Annotated in this window: 14 protein-coding genes; 3 read left to right on the top strand and 11 right to left on the bottom strand. The window is 57.9% G+C overall.

The genetic code is table 11. The annotated features are described in order from the left end of the window. The first annotated feature begins 211 nt into the window (after nt 1–211). Complete coding sequence (ggt, locus tag GSF67_RS23695; protein ID WP_006313596.1) at nt 212–1,969, top strand: gamma-glutamyltransferase; 1,758 nt, start codon at nt 212–214, stop codon at nt 1,967–1,969. A 55-nt stretch (nt 1,970–2,024) separates the two neighbouring features. After that, the gene (gene gst, locus GSF67_RS23690) at nt 2,025–2,723 is read left to right on the top strand and encodes a glutathione S-transferase (RefSeq protein WP_035215703.1); all 699 of its coding nucleotides are present in this window, start codon (nt 2,025–2,027) and stop codon (nt 2,721–2,723) included. Nucleotides 2,724–2,991: 268 nt separating this feature from the next. Here the strand turns inward: gst and GSF67_RS23685 are convergent, their stop codons facing one another. From GSF67_RS23685 to GSF67_RS23665, 5 genes are all read right to left on the bottom strand, one after another. Continuing rightward, complete coding sequence (locus tag GSF67_RS23685) at nt 2,992–5,037, bottom strand: response regulator (RefSeq protein WP_006313593.1); 2,046 nt, start codon at nt 5,035–5,037, stop codon at nt 2,992–2,994. Next, a complete protein-coding gene (locus GSF67_RS23680; RefSeq protein WP_006313592.1) occupies nt 5,021–6,529 on the bottom strand; it encodes an ATPase domain-containing protein in 1,509 nt (502 codons plus the stop codon). Before GSF67_RS23680 ends, GSF67_RS23685 begins: the two co-directional genes overlap by 17 nt. Nucleotides 6,530–6,852: 323 nt before the next feature. Further along, nucleotides 6,853–7,128 (bottom strand): hypothetical protein, encoded by a 276-nt coding sequence (locus GSF67_RS23675; RefSeq protein WP_006313590.1) that lies wholly within the window; start codon nt 7,126–7,128, stop codon nt 6,853–6,855. A gap of 84 nt (nt 7,129–7,212) precedes the next feature. Then, nucleotides 7,213–7,437: a hypothetical protein gene (locus GSF67_RS23670; protein ID WP_006313589.1), complete on the bottom strand. Its 225-nt coding sequence runs from the start codon at nt 7,435–7,437 to the stop codon at nt 7,213–7,215. A gap of 116 nt (nt 7,438–7,553) precedes the next feature. Next, nucleotides 7,554–7,763, bottom strand: coding sequence for a cold-shock protein (locus tag GSF67_RS23665; RefSeq protein WP_006313588.1), 210 nt, complete (start codon nt 7,761–7,763; stop codon nt 7,554–7,556). 451 nt (nt 7,764–8,214) lie between these two features. On the opposite strand from GSF67_RS23665, the gene GSF67_RS23660 reads away from it, so the two are divergent. Next, a complete protein-coding gene (locus GSF67_RS23660; RefSeq protein ID WP_035215700.1) occupies nt 8,215–8,820 on the top strand; it encodes a J domain-containing protein in 606 nt (201 codons plus the stop codon). A gap of 398 nt (nt 8,821–9,218) precedes the next feature. Here the strand turns inward: GSF67_RS23660 and GSF67_RS23655 are convergent, their stop codons facing one another. The 6 genes from GSF67_RS23655 to GSF67_RS23630 all read right to left on the bottom strand — a co-directional run bounded on the left by GSF67_RS23655 (nt 9,219) and on the right by GSF67_RS23630 (nt 17,836). Continuing rightward, nucleotides 9,219–10,598 (bottom strand): hypothetical protein, encoded by a 1,380-nt coding sequence (locus tag GSF67_RS23655; protein ID WP_006313585.1) that lies wholly within the window; start codon nt 10,596–10,598, stop codon nt 9,219–9,221. 666 nt (nt 10,599–11,264) lie between these two features. Continuing rightward, nucleotides 11,265–12,773: an FAD/NAD(P)-binding protein gene (locus GSF67_RS23650; protein ID WP_006313583.1), complete on the bottom strand. Its 1,509-nt coding sequence runs from the start codon at nt 12,771–12,773 to the stop codon at nt 11,265–11,267. 439 nt (nt 12,774–13,212) lie between these two features. Next, the gene (locus GSF67_RS23645; protein WP_006313580.1) at nt 13,213–14,460 is read right to left on the bottom strand and encodes an SfnB family sulfur acquisition oxidoreductase; all 1,248 of its coding nucleotides are present in this window, start codon (nt 14,458–14,460) and stop codon (nt 13,213–13,215) included. A 26-nt stretch (nt 14,461–14,486) separates the two neighbouring features. Beyond that, nucleotides 14,487–15,266: an ABC transporter ATP-binding protein gene (locus GSF67_RS23640; protein WP_006313579.1), complete on the bottom strand. Its 780-nt coding sequence runs from the start codon at nt 15,264–15,266 to the stop codon at nt 14,487–14,489. 72 nt (nt 15,267–15,338) lie between these two features. Continuing rightward, complete coding sequence (locus GSF67_RS23635) at nt 15,339–16,673, bottom strand: ABC transporter substrate-binding protein (RefSeq protein WP_006313578.1); 1,335 nt, start codon at nt 16,671–16,673, stop codon at nt 15,339–15,341. 68 nt (nt 16,674–16,741) lie between these two features. Then, nucleotides 16,742–17,836, bottom strand: a complete 1,095-nt coding sequence (locus GSF67_RS23630; RefSeq protein WP_006313577.1) for a branched-chain amino acid ABC transporter permease — start codon at nt 17,834–17,836, stop codon at nt 16,742–16,744.

The raw sequence follows: 17,836 nt of genomic DNA, 5'->3' as shown, positions 1-17,836 counted from the left end.
GTCATTGAAACAAAGCGGCAAGATAATAGAAGAGATTAAACGCTTATCGCGCACTGGACCGAAATACAGGCGAAGGCCAGGCCTTTGCGGGAGCGAAGGAAGAGTTCGTAAGGTCATCCGCGCCTCACTCATCGGGGGGCGACCTGCCTGCTGGCCCGGTTGGATACCCTTCTCGCATTAACGGGTCGTGCCGCTTTGGAGGATAAGGCTAATGAAAATGAGATTTCTCAGTGAGGCTTTTCTCGCCTTAATGCTTTCCACCGCGATCGCCTCAGCCCAGCAGGCGTCTGACACGGTGGCACCCGAAAAAGCGACTGCTGTTGCGACTGCCAGACGTGTCGAGTCCCGGAGCTTCATGGTCGCAGCGGCCAATCCGCTAGCGGCCGAGGCGGGGCGCGACGTGATCGCCGCGGGCGGTAACGCCATCGATGCGATGGTGGCGGTGCAGACCGTGCTCGGCCTCGTTGAACCGCAGAGTTCCGGTCTCGGCGGCGGTGCCTTCCTCGTCTACTATCACGCAAAAAGCGGCAAGCTGACGACGTTGGACGGCCGGGAGACGGCGCCGATGGACGCCACGCCAAAGCTCTTCCTGGATGACAAAGGTCAGCCGCTTAAATTCATGGACGCCGTGGTCGGCGGCCGTTCCGTTGGCGCGCCCGGAACGGTGCGACTTCTGGAGGAGGCCCATAAACGTTATGGAAAGGCGGATTGGGCAAGCCTGCTGAAGCCGGCGGAAACGCTGGCGACCGAGGGTTTCAAAGTGTCGCCGCGCCTTGCCTCCCTCATCGCGTCCGAGGGCGACCGGTTGAAAAAATATCCAGAGGCCCGGTCCTATTTCTTTGACACCTCCGGGGCCGCCCTGCAGACCGGTGCCCTATTGAAGAACCCGGCCTATGCCGAGACGCTTGCAACGCTTGCCAAAAGCGGCGCCGATGCCTTTTACAAGGGGAGAATTGCCGAGGCGGTCGTCAAGACCGTGCGCGAGGCGACCGACAATCCCGGCGTGCTGTCGCTCTCCGATCTTTCCAACTATCGCGTCATCGAGCGCGAGCCGGTCTGCTTCATCTATCGTGCTCTTGACGTTTGCGGCATGGGGCCGCCATCGTCGGGCGGCATAGCCATCGGCCAGATGCTCGGCATGGCGGAGAATTTTGATCTCAAGTCCCTGGGGCCGGAAAACGTCGAAAGCTGGCGCCTTATCGGCGATGCGCAGCGTCTCGCCTTCGTCGACCGCGAGCGTTATGTCGCTGACACCGATTTTGTGCCGCTACCGATCAAGGGCCTGCTGGACAAGACCTATCTCGGCGAGAGGGCAAAACTGCTCGACGGCGACAGGGCGCTGGCCAAGGATGCCGTCAAGGCCGGCGAACCGGAATGGGACCACGCGCTGCTTTTCGGCCGGGATGCCGCACTCGAATTGCCCTCTACCAGCCATTTTGTCATTGTCGACAAGGAGGGCAACGTGGTCTCGATGACGACGACGATCGAAAGCGGCTTCGGCTCGCGTCTGATGACGAACGGCTTCCTGCTCAATAACGAGTTGACGGACTTTTCCTTCAAGACACATGACGGCGGCCTGCCGATCGCCAACCGCGTCGAGCCTGGCAAACGGCCGCGCTCCTCCATGGCGCCGACTATCGTGATGAAGGATGGCAAGCCGCTACTCGCCATTGGTTCGCCCGGCGGCAGCCAGATCATCGGCTACGTGGCGCAGGCGCTGATCGCCTATATTGACTGGGGTATGCCGGTTGAGGCGATCGTCGCCCAGCCGCACCTCATCAACCGCTTCGGCACCTACGACATCGAGGCCGGCACTAGCGCGGAAGATCTGGTCGAGCCGCTGAAGGCGCTCGGTTACGAGGTGAAACCGGGTGAGTTGAATTCCGGTTTGCATGCAATCGAGATCACTGCGCAAGGTTTGGCAGGTAGCGCCGATCCAAGGCGTGAGGGAGCCGTTATGGGGGAGTGAACGCTCCGACCGCGGAAAGACGGCGACCTCGGGAGATTGACCAATGGAGGACGGCATGAACACCTTCGACCTTTATTACTGGCCAGTTCCGTTTCGAGGCCAGCTCATCCGCGGAATTCTGGCCCATTGTGGGTGCTCCTGGGATGAACACGATGTCGATGCGATTGAAGGTCTTATGGATTGCGGGGCGGAAAAGCAGCCGGTTGCCTTCATGGGGCCACCGGTTCTGATTGACCGCGAGCGCAATTTCGCGATCTCTCAGATGCCGGCGATCGCCATCTACCTCGGTGAGCGGCTGGATATCCTGCCGACAACTGTTGAGGGTCGCACGCTCAGTGCCAAGATCGTCAATGACGCCAATGACGTCCTCGATGAGTTAACCCTCAACGGCGGGCGCGAGATGTGGACGCGTGAAAAGTGGCAGGAGTTCGTCCCGCGTATTCAAAAATGGATCCGTATTTTCGCGGATACCGGAGCACGGAACGGCTTGAGCGCTGCTTCGGGCTTTATGCTGGGGACGGAAAAGATCGGGGTTGCAGATATAGTGACAGCAATCCTTTGGACAACTGTAGCTGACCGATTCCCGGCCATTAAGGGCATCATCGAGGACACCTCACCCATAATCTGGGGTCTCTCCAGGAGAGTGGTAGCTACAGCTCCGCTGGCTGCTCTGAACAGTAAAAGTTTCGAAGAATATGGCAACGCTTATTGCGGCGGAGAAATTGAGAAATCGCTCCGAAAGGTAGCAAGTTGAGTTACATCTGCGGGTCCAAGGTCTTGAGGGCGTTGGAATTTTCAGCACTCTATCATGTTCGACCAAGTATGGGGTTTCGTGGTGGAAGACAGTCTCGTCCTCAAACGGCAGCGCAATATCTTCGTGGTTTTTCCTGCGCTCCTGACCGAACTTGCACTTGGTCACAGGACGTAGCAGCGAATAATGAGGTTTTCACTCACCCACCTGATGCGTGAATGAACCGATCAGCAAAACTGCCGGCTTGCGTTTGGCGGACGATGCCAACGTGCTATGAAATCTTGCTGAGCATGAGGGCCAGCTCGTCCTGGGAATATGGCTTTGACAGTCTGGCCACCTCAAGTTCCAAGCCCGACGGAAAGTCGACATAGCCTGAGGCCAGCACGATAGGCAGGCTCGGCAGGCGGTCCCTGACTGCTTTCGCCAGTTCCGCGCCCGTCATGCCCGGCATGGAATAGTCAGTGATTACCAGGTCGAAAGTGGCGCCGCCGTCAATCAAGGAGAGCGCCTCCTTGCCGGAATGGGCTTCCACAACCTCGTGGCCGAGGTCAGTCAGCATGTCAGCCGAACTCATCGCAATCAGTGCGTCGTCGTCCACGAGAAGGATTCGCTTGGGACCAGCATCATCCCGGGCATCGGCTACGGCGACATCCTGCTCTTTTTCCAGACTCTGCGATGTCGATACCGGAATCCAGAGGTCCGCCGTCGTCCCCTCGCCCACGGCGCTTGCCAGCTTCAATTGGCCGTTCAGCTGCAACGCAAGACCATGAACCATGGATAGCCCAAGACCCGTGCCCTTGCCGAGTTCCTTCGTGGAAAAGAACGGCTCGATCGCTTTTTGCAGCGTTGCCGCATCCATGCCCTGGCCTTGGTCAATCACCGACAGCACGACATAACGTCCGGGTGCGAGGAGATCCGATACCGTCGGCTGTACCGCTTCCTTTAGCCCGATCTTGATCGTTCCGCCGTCCGGCATCGCGTCACGGGCATTAACGGCAAGGTTCAAGAGGGCGAGCTCCACCTGGTTGGCATCGGCCGATACGGCCGGGAGGCGCTCAGGAGCGACCACTTCTATGGCAATCCTCGATCCCACGGACCGTTGCAGAAGGTCCTGCATATTGGTCACGAGACCGGCAAGGTCAACCGGGCCCACCTGAAGGTCCTGCCGACGCGCGAAGGCAAGAAGCCGCTGGGTGAGCGAGGCGCCTCGCTGCGCGCCCTGGAGGGCTCCATCAATCAGTCGAGTTGCCTTCGCATCGCCTGTCAGATGTTTGCGGAGCAGTTCAAGGTTGCCAAGAACAGCCATCAGGAGATTGTTGAAGTCGTGGGCAACCCCACCAGTGAGCTGGCCGATCGCCTCCATCTTCTGGGCGTGACGAAGCTGCTCCTCGGCCCGTTCCCGCTGACTGACCTCGGCCAGCACGAGACTGTGCGCCTCTTCCAGCTCACGTGTCCGCTCCGCAACGCGTTCCTCAAGAGTTTCGTTGAGATGGCGCTGCTGTTCTTCCGCTTGCATACGCTCAGTTATGTCGGCCGAAACGCCGACCAGCCTGATGGGCCGTCCCGTACGGTCGCGGTGCAGTTGTGCACGGATTTCCGCGCCATGAATAGAGCCGTCAGGCCAGACAATCCGATAGGTAATGGAATAGTCAGCTCCCGTTTCGATCGTGTTTCGCAACGCATCCTTCATCCGTGCAGCGTCATCCGGGTGAATGGCCTGCAACAGGTCCTCATAGGTGAAACCGTCGTTCGGCGAACGACCAAATATCCCCCTGCAGGTCGCCGAGGTCGTCAGGACATTTGTGGAAAGATCGAGTTCCCAAGCACCGAGGCGGCCGGCCTCGAGCGCTGTCTGAAGACGGCGTTCCCCTTCGTCCAGTGCCTCCATACGGGCACTCGCCTCGTATTGTCGGCGTCGCGCGCGCATTGCGGAACGAGCGACGCTGATAAAAGTTGTCGGATGGAAGGGCCGCTCGACGAAACTGACATTGCCGAGAACTTCCGACAGACGGGCGGCGGCCGGGTTGCGCTCGGGGCCACCGCCGCGCGCGGTCAGAATGATGATGGGAAGGTCGGACCAACTCGGCTGCGTCTCGATCCACGAGACAAGCGGGCGCAGATCAACCGACCGCAAAGCCTCTTCCGTCATCACGGCGAAAGCGACATTCTCGTTCAAGTCCGCCACCAGGGCGTCCAACGTCGCGACAATGTTTGCACGCAGGCCGGCTTCTTGCAGCAAAGCTGCCGCAATCGGCGCGTCGCGACCGATAGGAGTGTGGATAAGGCCAAATATATCGCGCTCAGGAATGGCTGCCATCCTCGTCAAGTGTTTGCAAAAGGGGCTGTCGGTCTCCCACGAAGATAGGAACACCACGCAGGATTCCCTGGAACGCGGAGAGCGGTTCGCCGAGCGTCAACCCATTGGCTCCAATTTTATATTCGCGAATGGTATCTTCATGTCGTCCAGTACGCTTCTTGATGACCGAGATCGCCCGGCGAACTCGGGCCTCCGCTTCGAAGTAGCGCAGCAGGATGACTGTATCGGCAAGATACGTCACGTCCACCGGGGATTTCATGTCGCCGACCAGGCCGTGCTGCGCGACAGTGATAAAGGTGTTGGCACCCTGCCGGTTCAAATATTGCAACAGCTCGTGCATGTGAAGGATAAGTGCGTTCTCCTCCGGCATCGCAGCCTGATAGCCGTTTATGCTGTCTATCACGACTGTCTTGGCGTCGAAGCTGGCGACCTTGTCCCTTACGCGCTGGGAGAACTCGCCAGGTGACAGTTCGGCCGCATCCAGCTGCTCGATATGGAGCAGGTTCTTGTTGCGCATGGCCTCCAGATCAAGCCCCATCTCCTTTGTGCGGTCAAATAGTAGTCCCAATTCCTCATCGAAGACGAAGATTGCCGCCCGCTCGCCGCGACTGACGGCGGCCTCGACAAACTGTAGCGCAAACAGGCTCTTGCCGGTGCCGGCGGGGCCGATCAGAAGCGTGCTGGAGCCGCGGGCAACGCCGCCTCCCAGGAGATCGTCAAACTCACTGATGCCGCTCGCCACGAGAGTCCGCTCAAACGCCACCCTGTGTTCAAGTGCGCGGAGTCGCGGGAAGACTTCGACGCCACCAGTCTTTATGGTGAAGTCATGATAACCACCACGAAACGCCTGCCCTCGATATTTCAGAACCCGAAGCCGCCGACGCTCCGACCCGTAGTCTGGAGCCAGCTGCTCAAGGTGGATTACGCCGTGCACCACGCTGTGGACCGTCTTGTCCATTGCGTCCGAGGTCATGTCATCGAGAAGTAGAACTGTTGCATCGGAGCGCGAGAAGAAGTGCTTCAGTGCCAGTATCTGGCGGCGATAGCGAAGCGAACTCTGCGCCAGCAGCCGGATCTCCGAGAGACTGTCGATCACCACACGATGGGGCTTTACCCGTTCAAAGGCTTCGAAGATCAGCTTTGTCGTCTCCCCGAGTTCCAGGTCGGAAGAATACAGGAGACTTTGTTGCTGGTCTGCATCCAGAAGACTTTCCGGCGGAACGAGCTCAAAAATCTCGACCTGATCGCCTATGTCCTTCCCGTGCGAGAAAGCACTGTCGCGCAGTTCCTCCTCCGTTTCCGAAAGCGTGATGTAGAGGCAGCGCTCGCCAATGTTGGCTCCCTCCAAAAGAAACTGCAACGCAATCGTCGTCTTGCCGGAGCCGGGAGCCCCTTCAAGCAGAAAGACATGACGCCGGGAGAGGCCGCCGGAGAGAATGTCATCGAGGCCCTCTACCCCGGTCTTTGCTTTTGCACCTGAATTATCTGTCATGCATCCTCCATGGCTACCTCTGAATTACGGTAAACGCTCTGGTTTCCTATACGAGAAGACGCTGGAACCGGGAGATTCGTTCCACTATCACAGGCAAACGCTGCCCCGGAGCGGGCACGATTGTAAGCGTCCATTCAGTGTGGAGATAGAGCCCGTGGGTCAGAAGGTGGAGAGTAGCCCCTGGATTTTTTAGAGGCCTTCTTTCCTTTTTTTGGAGGTAGGAGGTTTATCTGCAAAGCTAATTTCAGCGACACGGGTTCGCCAATGAGCGGCATCGTCCTCTTTACCAGGAAAACAATGATCGCAGTGATTGCGTGGTGCAATCAGGCCCGGTCATATGTAAAGGACGTCAGAAGGGACGTTACGAAATTGCTGGCTCGTTCCTTGACCAGTGTTTCCGTCCATTCGTCGGTGTCACGAAGCCTCAAGTCCGTGTAGATGCTGTCAACGGCCGCTTCTTCGATCCGCTTGATGTGGCCGCTGAAGGCTGCCTCCCCGCCGGCATGATACATGTCGCGGACGACCATGCGCAGGATCTCCTGGATCGCGATCTGCCAAGCGGTGTTGATCGTCTGCAGTTCGTTTGTATCCGATGCCATGAAATCTCCTGCGTTGGAATGAGTGTCGCATTTTGCGCCACGCTCTTCGATAAGGCCTGAAGCCACGACAGCAGACGGGACTGATCAGCCCTTCTTTGCACGTTTGGCAAGCAAGGCATTCGTCGCCGATGTCCGCTCGGCGTGCTCTTTGGAAAGACGCGCCGCTCGAAGTCTTAAAGTCTTTGCATCCCTGACCTGCGTTGCCGATTCAAGCTCTTCCACAGCGCTGTTCTTGGAAAAGAACTCTGTCTGCAGATTGCTGAAGGCAATCTCTGCCTGTTGGCGGGATTTACTGTATCTCTCTGTCATAGGTCCTCAGAGGCTTGGAGTCGAAACAAAAAGGCCAGGCAAACCGCCTGGCCTTAAATGATAACGTGCTTCCGGCAGTGCCAGTACATCCGTGGTCAAAGGGAAGCAGATACCGATTATGCGGACTGCAGATTGCAGGCCGACATCTTGCCCGACTTCATGTCGCGCTCGAGATCGAAGCCGATCTTCTGGCCTTCCACGAGTTCGCGCATTCCGGCGCGCTCGACAGCCGAGATGTGAACGAAAGCGTCAACGCCGCCGTTGTCAGGCTGAATGAAGCCGAAGCCCTTGGTGGAATTAAACCATTTTACTGTGCCAGTGGTCATGATGAACCCTTTCAAAGCATAGATTGAGGAACCGCGAAGCTGATGCCACGCAGAGGAAAACCGACTATTTTTGAGAGGGAAGTTCGCTTAAAGCGCGGTGCCAATCGCGCGGTAGACAAAGCTCGGCAAGCAAAAGATCGATGCCGCATCTATACGGAACTGCGGTCGCCACGTCAACGTTTAGTTTTCAAAATCGCAATTTACGTCCATTGGTTGCATCCCTCGGGCGCGACCGGAATGCAACCTGGTTCAATTCTCGGCGCCTGTTACGCGATCCTGCCTCCCATGGCCAAAACCGCCCTCCCGGAGTGTCTCAGCCTACGGCCACGTTGACAGGAAAGCTGTCGTGATCCTGAGCTGCGGGACTGGATTCCGCAGAGACGATCCACGAATGGCATTTCAAAAGACCACCGCAGTTGCCCAAGCGGTCCTCTGCGTCCATACAGTTACAATGACGCATGATTCGAAAATATTCGTAGGCCTTCGGTCCGCTCGCAAAAGATCGCCTTCGGCCAGCGAATCCACAGGTCCAAAATGCCAATGGGACGGGTGTGAAAAGACCGGCGTTCACCGCGCGCCCGTGGGCGCGGGTGCAGAAGGTCTTTATCTCATGTTCTGTCTTGAGCATGTGACGGCCTATAACAAGGGATACAGCTTCACCACGGCCCCACCCAATCCCAACGTCGCCCGTTACCAGAAGGAGGCGACAAGCGGCGCTCGCCCGACTTGGGGAACCCGGGTGAGTGAAGCAACCGAAACTCCGCTACCGTCTTCGGTTCGTTCGGGCTCGGCAAAGACGCTGAATGCGCGCAGGGCCGACAGGTCGGGACAGGCAAAGGCCGGTGCCCAGCAGAGAAAACTGAAGGTGCTTGAAGCCAAGGCTTTCGACACGCTTGGCCTTTCGCCAGACGCGACATCCAGCGAAATCAGGAGCCGCTATAAGGAGAGGCTCAAAATGCACCATCCCGACGCCAACGACGGCGATCGCAATTCAGAGGACGCACTTCGCGCCTCGATCGAGGCGTATAGAATCCTTAAACTGAACGGTTTTTGCTGAAACCTTTTTGACAGCTCATGATACCCGCCTTGAAGGTTATCCGATTTCCTGTTCTGGCCAGAACGTTCAATCGGAAGTGATGGCCGACCCCCTATCGCCTTTTGCTGCGTGGACATCTCAGCCACTGTGGTTTCCTAAAACATTCGTATAAGCTGTGGTTCTCATGACGACCGTCGACATTAGCATGTATCCCAAGGCGATGGCTGTGAGCGGATCACCTATGCGGAAATCATCGACCGACTGGTGGAGCATATAGCTGCGCCATCCGGCAGCCACGCCATGAATCTGGCGCGATAAAACAGACGCGCCGGTTCACCTGCGCCATGGGGTCATCGATGATGAGGCGGCTATGTCTTTGGTCGGTATTTGAACTGCCTCCAAGCTAGGCTGGGAAGCCTTCACGCCATCTCAATTTGTGAGGGTTCCATTCCCTGCGCGACGAGCGACGCGGGAGACTTCGAATGCTGGTGGGAAGCGTTAAGTCGCTGAGCCACGATATCGTGGTTGAGCCACAGAACGGGACCGGAGGGTTTGGAGGATTCGCGAAAAATTAGCTGCCCGGTAGCCTTCACAACAAGACCGCTCAGGAGGTCGCTGATCATCACCTTGCCATCCCGATGCATCCGGGTGATCTCGTTTGACGTGCCGATGGTCAGATCGGCCTGTGCCTGACTGTTTGCCATCGGCCATGCCGAAAAGTCATAGAACGGGCGCATGACATCGCTGGCCTGCATGGTGGCGATCTTGCTGAAGACGTCTTTCATGGTTAAGCCATCAACCAGCAACTGCTCGCAGGCTTGCCACTGTTCGTCTGCCCATTCACTCCCGTTTTCCTTCTTCAACGCAAGCAGCAGCGGTATCAGGGGCAGCTCGATACCCGTGAACACATCGGACGAATTGGTCCGGATTTCGGGGCAGTTATAGACAGTTGCCTTGATCCCTTTCGCCCAGGCTTCCTCTGCAATGCTTTCGAGCCGCATCTTCGCGTAACCCTGGGTGTAGTTGGTGTAGGTCTGCCAACGATAGCTTCCGTCAATGAGGACCGCCGATCCATGATAACCATAGGCCGTATATCGCACCTGACCACCCGAAGCTTCCACGCGCTCGCGGATCGCTGCGCTGAAATCAATCAGATGGCGAAAGGTGTTCGCGGAGACATCGTCAAAATTCTGCAGAATGAGTTTCCCCAGGTCACTGTCGATCAGGGTCTGCGACGACATGTGGCGAGTACCAGTTCCCTTGTAGATTCGATTGGCGATGACCAGGAATACCTTCGCCTTCGGAATGCCGCCGGCCATTGTGTGAGCGAAGAATACATTGCGGCCGTCGGGGATCATTCCATCCAGGACGGTCATGACCTTAGAAAGCGACTCCGTGAAACGCGCAGTGGCGATATCGCGGCACTGCTCGACATAGTCCCAGTCGAGCTTGTCGTGCTCCCAGCTCTCAAGCGTCATCTTTGCCAGGAGATCGGTGGGAGTTGGGCCGCCTGCGGGCGCGTCAAGATCGAAGCCTGCCATAAGAGGTATGTTGATGATCCTGCCGCCCAACTGGGCCTCCGCCGAAGACAGTTCCTCGGCGTTAAGCGGCCGCAGTGCGTTATTCTCGTCGCGCCGCCCGACGGTGATCCCCACAATCTCCATTCCAGCCCGTCTGGCTTCGTCAAGCAAGCCGGTGGCGTATCCGCGACCGAACAGTTCGCCGAAGAGTACGAAAACATCGCCCTTACGGAAGACCGTGTTCTCGGAAAGATGATTCAGTGCAACGGGATTTTCCATACTGTCAGCTCTTTAATTCGTGTGTCGTCGAGCAATGGCTCTTACGAACTTTCACAAAGACATGACCGTGTTGGCGCAGAATTGGAACTCATTTTCGGTGACTGTTCATTTCAAAACGTGAAGTCAGTCTCTGTTGCTCCTACAATCCAGGGAAATGCCAGGCCGTGGGAGATCGGCCCCACCGACAGATTCCAGGAACAAATGCGCGTGGTGTGAACGGCCAGTATGAAGGCTTTCACGACTTTCGGAATCCGACCGACACCAGCCATTCCAAGCATTCCGTGATGGATCTAGAAGCGGACTCTTGCAAACCCATCATGGCAAAAGCCCTGCTTCCCGATACAGAGCCAGCCGGATTGTGGTCACGCTTTACGCCTGCGATGTGCTTCCATGTTCCCTGCGCCGCGACTTGACGATCGCAACCGTGATATCGCCTATGGTGATAATTATAGATCCTGCCACGACACAAAATCTCGGTTGCTCGCCAAGAAACAGAAAGCCGATCAGGCAGGCAAAAATCAACAATGAATAATCAACCGGGCCGACAATCGAGATGGACGCAAGACGATAGCCCTGTACAACGCAATATCGCGCCGTCACTGCGAGAAGCCCGAACGGGATAAAGGACATCGCACTTGATGACTGCGGTTTCAGGCGCGGTTAAACCTACGGAACAATCGTTTGCGACTTAGACTGCCGGAGGCCTGTTGTCCGATCGCTCTCTGGATGCGTTTCGGCCACCTGAGCCGGGGGATACGAAATCCTGTGCTCATCGAGCGAGCCGCGAATTTGTTCCGCGACGAAGATTGCGTGCTCGGTAACCTGCGGCAACCCCATCAGCTCTCCAAAGGTTCCGCGCGCAAGCGGCCCGGCAACAAACAGTGAAGTGGTGCTTACGCCTGAAGCCGATACGGGATTGGATTTGGCATCGACCAAAATGCCAAGTCCGGTCGGGCAGGGTTGCAACAGACCGGCCTCCTCAAGGTCTCGAAGCAAGGCTTGGCTTTGAAGAATGCCGCCATGCGCCGGGCCAGTGGTGACGACGATCGCATGGACATCAAGCACTTGGGCAATGCCGCCGCGCCGGGGTCGCAACATCGCCCTGTAGCCGGCATCAATCCGCACCACGGATGAGAGCGAGGCAGCCCGAACATCCATTTGGCCGCTTGCGATCGCCTGCTCCACAGCAGCCTCGACCTGCGGCGCGATGCGAAAGCGATGCACATCCCAGATGGGTCGAAGGTGCCGTGCAATGCGCCTTCTCTCAACGACCGGCAGGTTTTTCCATATTTCGTTACCCTGCCCCCTCAGCGCATCCACGACGCTATGCCACGTCATGCCTTGTTGTTCTGCTTCCCGCAGAAGGTGGCGAACGTGATGAAGCAGCTTGCTTGCAGAGTTGAACGGCTCAGACAGGAAATCGCCGAAAGGCCCCTGCTCTGCCGGTCCATGGCCGCGAGACCGCAACCCTCTGCGAGAGATAGACGTTATCTGGCCGACATGTCCGCGCCTCTTGAGAGAGGCAACCACATCGGCAGATGTCAAGCCGTTTCCAACGATGAGAACATGGTCTCCACGCTCGACAACGTCGATTGCATCGGCCACGGTGACATCCGCAATCAGCTTTGGATCATCTTTAAATGGTTGAAGCACCCGAGGCAGAAGGGGTGGAGGATGGCTGACGGCCAGCACGACAATATCTGCAATAAGCGCCGTCCCGTCAGACCCGATAATCTCGTAACGGCTCCCTCTTTGTGAAACGGAAATCGCTTTTGTCCGCCAGTGCCGGATACGGCCGTCATCTAAAAACGGTTGGATCCGTGCAGAGACGTAGTCGCCAAAGACAGACCGCTTCGGATAAGGCGAACCATCGTGACCCATCAGCTCGGTGTCATCATCGCCGGAAACACCATTAAGATAACTCTCGAAGTCATCAGGTATATCCGGAAACAACGTCATTCTTCCTGCGGGGACGTTGACCCGATGCGCTGGATCAGTGGCGCTATAAGCCAAGCCACGGCCCAGTTCCGGTCGGGGCTCGATGACCACGACGGACATATCAGCCGGAATTGCCTTGCCCGCAACCAGATGTACTGCCATCGCAGCGCCTGTAAAGCCGCCGCCAACAACGGCCACGGTTACACGGGCAGACGCTATAGGAACAAAAGAACTCATTGCCTCTGTGTTCTCCCCTAGGAGAGCTATGGGTTATATGACAAGGTAATAAGCGAGATGCCAATAGGCACTTTCCGCTTCCTGCTCATGATATCGCTCGTTATTGTGATAGCCGCTTGCGATGTCGCAAATGTTCACCCGGTTCAAAATACCTTGAACGGATCAACCGAAAGCAGATTGAAACCGGTCGGCATGTCACGTTTTTCTTCTGCTGAGGTGTACAGCTTCGCGAGGGAAGGCTTCTGGGTCATCCTCTCAAGATTACTGTTCTATTTTTCTTCGGTTCCCGGCAAAGCACTTCGCCCTAAAGCGTTTCGATTGAAAATTGGATCGAGGCGGCTTCCACGCCATTTGTTCAATCTCTTTCATTGGTTTGGCCGAGGTAGCTAAAAGAATGCGAGGCGGGGCGCCTTTGCGCGCCCCGGGTTCCAAAAGTTTCTCAGCTCCAGGCGTGAAGAGGTGGCTTCTCGCCATTGAGGAAATACTTGCCGAGGATCGAATACTTCCACCGGACCGGATCGTGCAGGGTGTGGGTACGGGCATTGCGCCAATGGCGATCAAGATGATGCTCAGCAAGCGTGGAGCGGGTGCCAGCTAGCTCGAAAAGCTTGTTGGTGGCCGCAATCGCGATCTCGGTCGCGAGGATTTTCGCCTCCGCCGTAACGACCTGCGCCTCGGCGACCGTTTCAGCATTCGGGTTCTGGATGGCGCGGTCGATGGCATAACCGGCTTTCTCAAGCAACGCCTGAGCCGCATGCAGGCGTAGCGTCAGATCGCCGACGGCCTGGATCGTGTAGGGATCATCCCAGGCATGATCGACACCGCTATCCACCCAGGCACGGCTCTTGGTGCGGACAAAAGAGACGGTTTCATCAATAGCTGCCCGCGCAATCCCCGTATCGACCGCGACCTGGATGATCTGGAAGATCGCGCCATCCGCCGTCGGCTCGGCATAACCCTTGTAGCCGGGAACCAGATAGGTCTTCGGCACTTTGACGTTGTTGAGGATCACGGTGCCGGATAGCGTCGTGCGCTGGCCAAAGGACGACCAGTCGTCGATGACGGTCAATCCGGGTGCGTCCCGCTCGGCGATAGCGTACCATGCACGGCCTTCATCATCGAGCGCGACGATCGGCACGAGATGGGCGAGAAGTGCGCCGGAGGAATAAAATTTCTGTCCGTTGACGATCACATGGTCGCCGGCATCCACGAACTTCGTCTCGAAATCCGCGGCCCGCTTGGAGCCGAACTCGGAAAAGGCATTACCGAAGCGCGTACCGCGCAGCACCTCTGCGAACAGCAACTTTTGCTGGGCCTCGTCGGAAACCGTGCGGATCGCCGCAACGACGCCGAGATGGTTCTGCGCAATCTGGCCAATGGAGGAATCGGCCGCAGAGACAATCTCGATCACCTTGGCCAGTGTTGCATAGGAGACCTCCGGACCGCCGAATTTTTTCGGTACGTTGATCGACCAGAGGCCGCTTTGCGAAAACGCATCAAGTTCCTTCACCGGCCAGATACGGTCGCGGTCACGAAGGGCAGCGCCCGGCGCGATTTCGGCGGCCACAATCTTCGCGACTTCGATCGCCTCGGCATCACTCCTGATGATGTGCGCGGGCTCGGTTGGCCGCGGCACGGCCGGAACGCCCTCGACGGCATCCTTTGTATTGACGTTGGAAATGGTCATTTCATGTCTCCTCTTCGATCTGGTTTTCAATGAATATGCGCGGCGGCAGATGCCGCTGGTTTCTGGCCGAGATAAAAAGCCTTCACATCATCCCGCGCCCTGAGTTCGGCAGCCGTGCCCGAAAGCACGCTGACGCCATTCTCCAGAATGACGGCCCTGTCCGCATAGTTGAGCGCCACCGCCGAATTCTGCTCGGCTACGAGGATCGACAGGCCTTCCTCGCGATTGAGGTGTTTCAGCGTGCGGAAAATGTCCTGCACGACACGCGGCGCAAGCCCCATCGATGGCTCATCGAGCACCAGCAGCCGGGGTCGCGACATAAGCGCCCTGCCGATTGCTGTCATCTGTTGCTCGCCGCCCGACGTGAGGCCGGACAGAACCCGGCGTTTTTCCTTAAGTCGCGGGAAGTGCGTATAAATTTTCTCAAGATCAACCGCGATTTCGGCACGTGAGGCGGAACGGCCGAGACCGCCGGACACCAGGTTCTCTTCGACCGTCAGCGTCTTGAAACAATGGCGGCCCTCGAGCACCTGCACGAGCCCGAGACGGACGAGGCGTGCCGGGGTTTCGTGCGTGACAGCGCGGTCGTCGAACAGGATATGGCCGGCGACCACCTGCCCTCGTTCAGCTGGCAAAAGGTTCGAAACCGCCTTCAGCGTCGTGGTCTTTCCCGCGCCGTTCGCACCGAGAATGGCGAGGATTTCCCCTCGCCCAAGCGAAAGCGTGACGCCATGCAAGGCGGTGATGGCATGATTGTAGGTTGCATGGAGACCCTCCACCGTGAGCAGCCTGTTATCCTCGGTCATCTCGATCTCCTTGGCGCTTTTCGGATGTCGTGGCCGGACAGGAGGAAAAGCCCTTGCCCGGCCGCGCAAGCATCAATTCGTCACGGAAGCCGCGTCTTCCGAGGTGCGAAGCTTGATGCCCTTTTCAGCCGCATAGGCTTCGGACGACTTCTCGATGATCGGGCGCAGCAAGGCCCAATCCGGCGCGATCCAATCGGAAACCACTTTCCACTTCTTGCCGTCCCACTGCTGGAACGTCACGTAGCCGTTGCCTTCATGGTTATCCCAGGTGACGTTGATCGAGTGGAAGAGATCCTTGGCGCCCAGAGCCTCGACGCGGGCCGGATCCAGTTGCAGATGCTCGAAGCCCCAACGAACCTCGTCGCCGGTAAGCGTCCGCTTGCCGAATTTGTCCTGGGCGATCCGCACCGCCTCGACATTCAGGATACCATTGACGATACCGAGATTGTGGTAGACGGAACCGATGCGGCTCTTGTCTTCGAGGTTGCCCTTGCCTTGGTCATAAAGCGTCTTGACGATCTCCTTGACGATCGGATATTCGGCACCCGATGCCTGGGTGGTTATGGCGGTATAGCCCTTTGCCGCGGCGCCGGCGGGAATGACGTCCTCTTCCGAGTTGGACCAGACATTGCCGATGATGTGATCGACCGGGAAGCCGGTCTTTGCGGCCGTCTTCAGTGCCACCGGGTTCATGACGCCCCAACCGCGCAGCACGACGTAATCTGGCTTGGCACGGCGGATCGTCAGCCACTGTGACTGCTGCTCATTGCCCGGATGTGGAACTTCGATCTGCTGCAGATCGAAGCCATATTTCTTAGCCAGCAGGTCGTAGATCGGGATCGTTTCCTTGCCGTAGGGAGAGCCGTGATAGAGAACGACAATCTTCTTGCCCTTCAGACCCTCAAGTCCGCCTTCCTTGGAGGCGATGTAGTTCACGATACCGGAGGTCTCGCTATAGGGGTTGAGCAACAACGGGAAAACATAGGGAAAAACGCGACCGTCGGTCGAATCCGTGCGGCCATGGTTGATGGTAATGAGCGGCACCTTGTCCTGCGTGATGCGGTCGATCATCGCATAGGCGATGCCAACCGAGAGCGGGTTCCAGGCTGCGATACCGTGATTGCTCTTCAGCCGTTCATAGGCCTCGACGCCGCGTTCGACCTCGTACTGGGTTTCGGCCTCTGACCAGGTCAACTTGACGCCGTTGACGCCCCCGTCCCTGATATTGATGAGGTTGAGATAGTCGATGAAACCACCGAAGAAGCCCGTGCCGCCAGCCGCATAGGGGCCGACGCGATAGCTCTGCAGGGGAAAGTGCTGTTCGTCTGCCACGGCCGGGAAGGCAACGGCTGAAAGGCTGATGCCGGCGGCGAAGGCTGCTGCCTTGATCTTGGTATAAAGGGTCATATCTGGACACACTCCGTCTGTCGGCTGGCGCTTTGCCATCCGCGTTGGTTTCAGGACTTCAATGGCTGTCAGGCTTTTCTTGTTGGAAGCCCTTTAGCCTTCAGGGCCAGGCTTCGAGGGGTTCGCGCCCGCCTGACGGCGGCCGCAATGCGTGACCTCAAGCGATCCCACAACGACACGAGGCCGTCGGGCTCGAGGATCAGAAATAAAATGATCAAGGCGCCGATAACGATACGCTGCGTCATGTCGAGCACCCCGGAATCGAACACGTCCCCCAATAACAAAGAGCCGAGCCGGGAGAGGACAAGCGGAAAGACGACGATCAGGGCCGCACCGAAAAAGGCGCCGCGGATCGAGGCAAGCCCGCCGATGATGACGATGAACAGGATCTGGAACGAACGGTCGAGATTAAAGCCAGCCGGCTCCACCGTGCGCAGATAGGCAAAGGCCCAGATCACGCCGGCAACGCCGATGATGAAGGACGAGATCGCAAAGGCGAGCAGCTTCGTGCGCAGCACCGGGACGCCGATGATGCGCGCGGCGGTCTCGTTGTCGCGCACCGCGATGAAGTTACGGCCGGTCTGCGACGACACCAGGCGGTAGGCGAGGAAGGTGAGGACCGCGACGATCGTCAGCGCAAAGAGATAACGCCCTACCGGTCCCTCGAAGGAAATCCCGGCCAGAGACAGCGTCGGCGCATCGATGACGCCCGATGCGGATTCGTTCGAGAACCAGCTGAATTTCGTCAACGCCCATTGCACGAAGAACTGCGCGGCAAGGGTCGAAACGGCGAGATAGAAACCACGCAGGCGAAGGCTGGGCAGACCGAAGACGATGCCGATGATTGCCGCGGAAAGACCGGCGAGCACGATAGAAACGATGAGCGGCAGCCCATCGACCCGCAGGTTGAAATTGTAAGCCGCGAAGGCACCAACGGCCATGAAAGCGGCCGAACCGAGCGACACCTGACCCGCATAGCCGGTGAGCAGATTGAGACCGACCCCGGCAAGGCTGAGGGCAAGGAACGGCAGGAGGATTGCCTCGAAGAGATAACTGGTGCCGACGAACGGCACGACAAGATAGGCGATGGCAGGCACCGCGACCGTTCCGGCACGGCGTGGTAGGGAAAAAGGAAATGAAAGATCGGCTGCAATGGCGGACAT

It is taken from the genome of Agrobacterium sp. CGMCC 11546 (genome assembly GCF_013365515.1).
Taxonomy (GTDB): Bacteria; Pseudomonadota; Alphaproteobacteria; order Rhizobiales; family Rhizobiaceae; genus Agrobacterium; species Agrobacterium fabrum.
The sequence above is the reverse complement of the archived record's forward strand: the minus strand, read 5'-3'. Positions and strand labels throughout refer to the sequence as shown.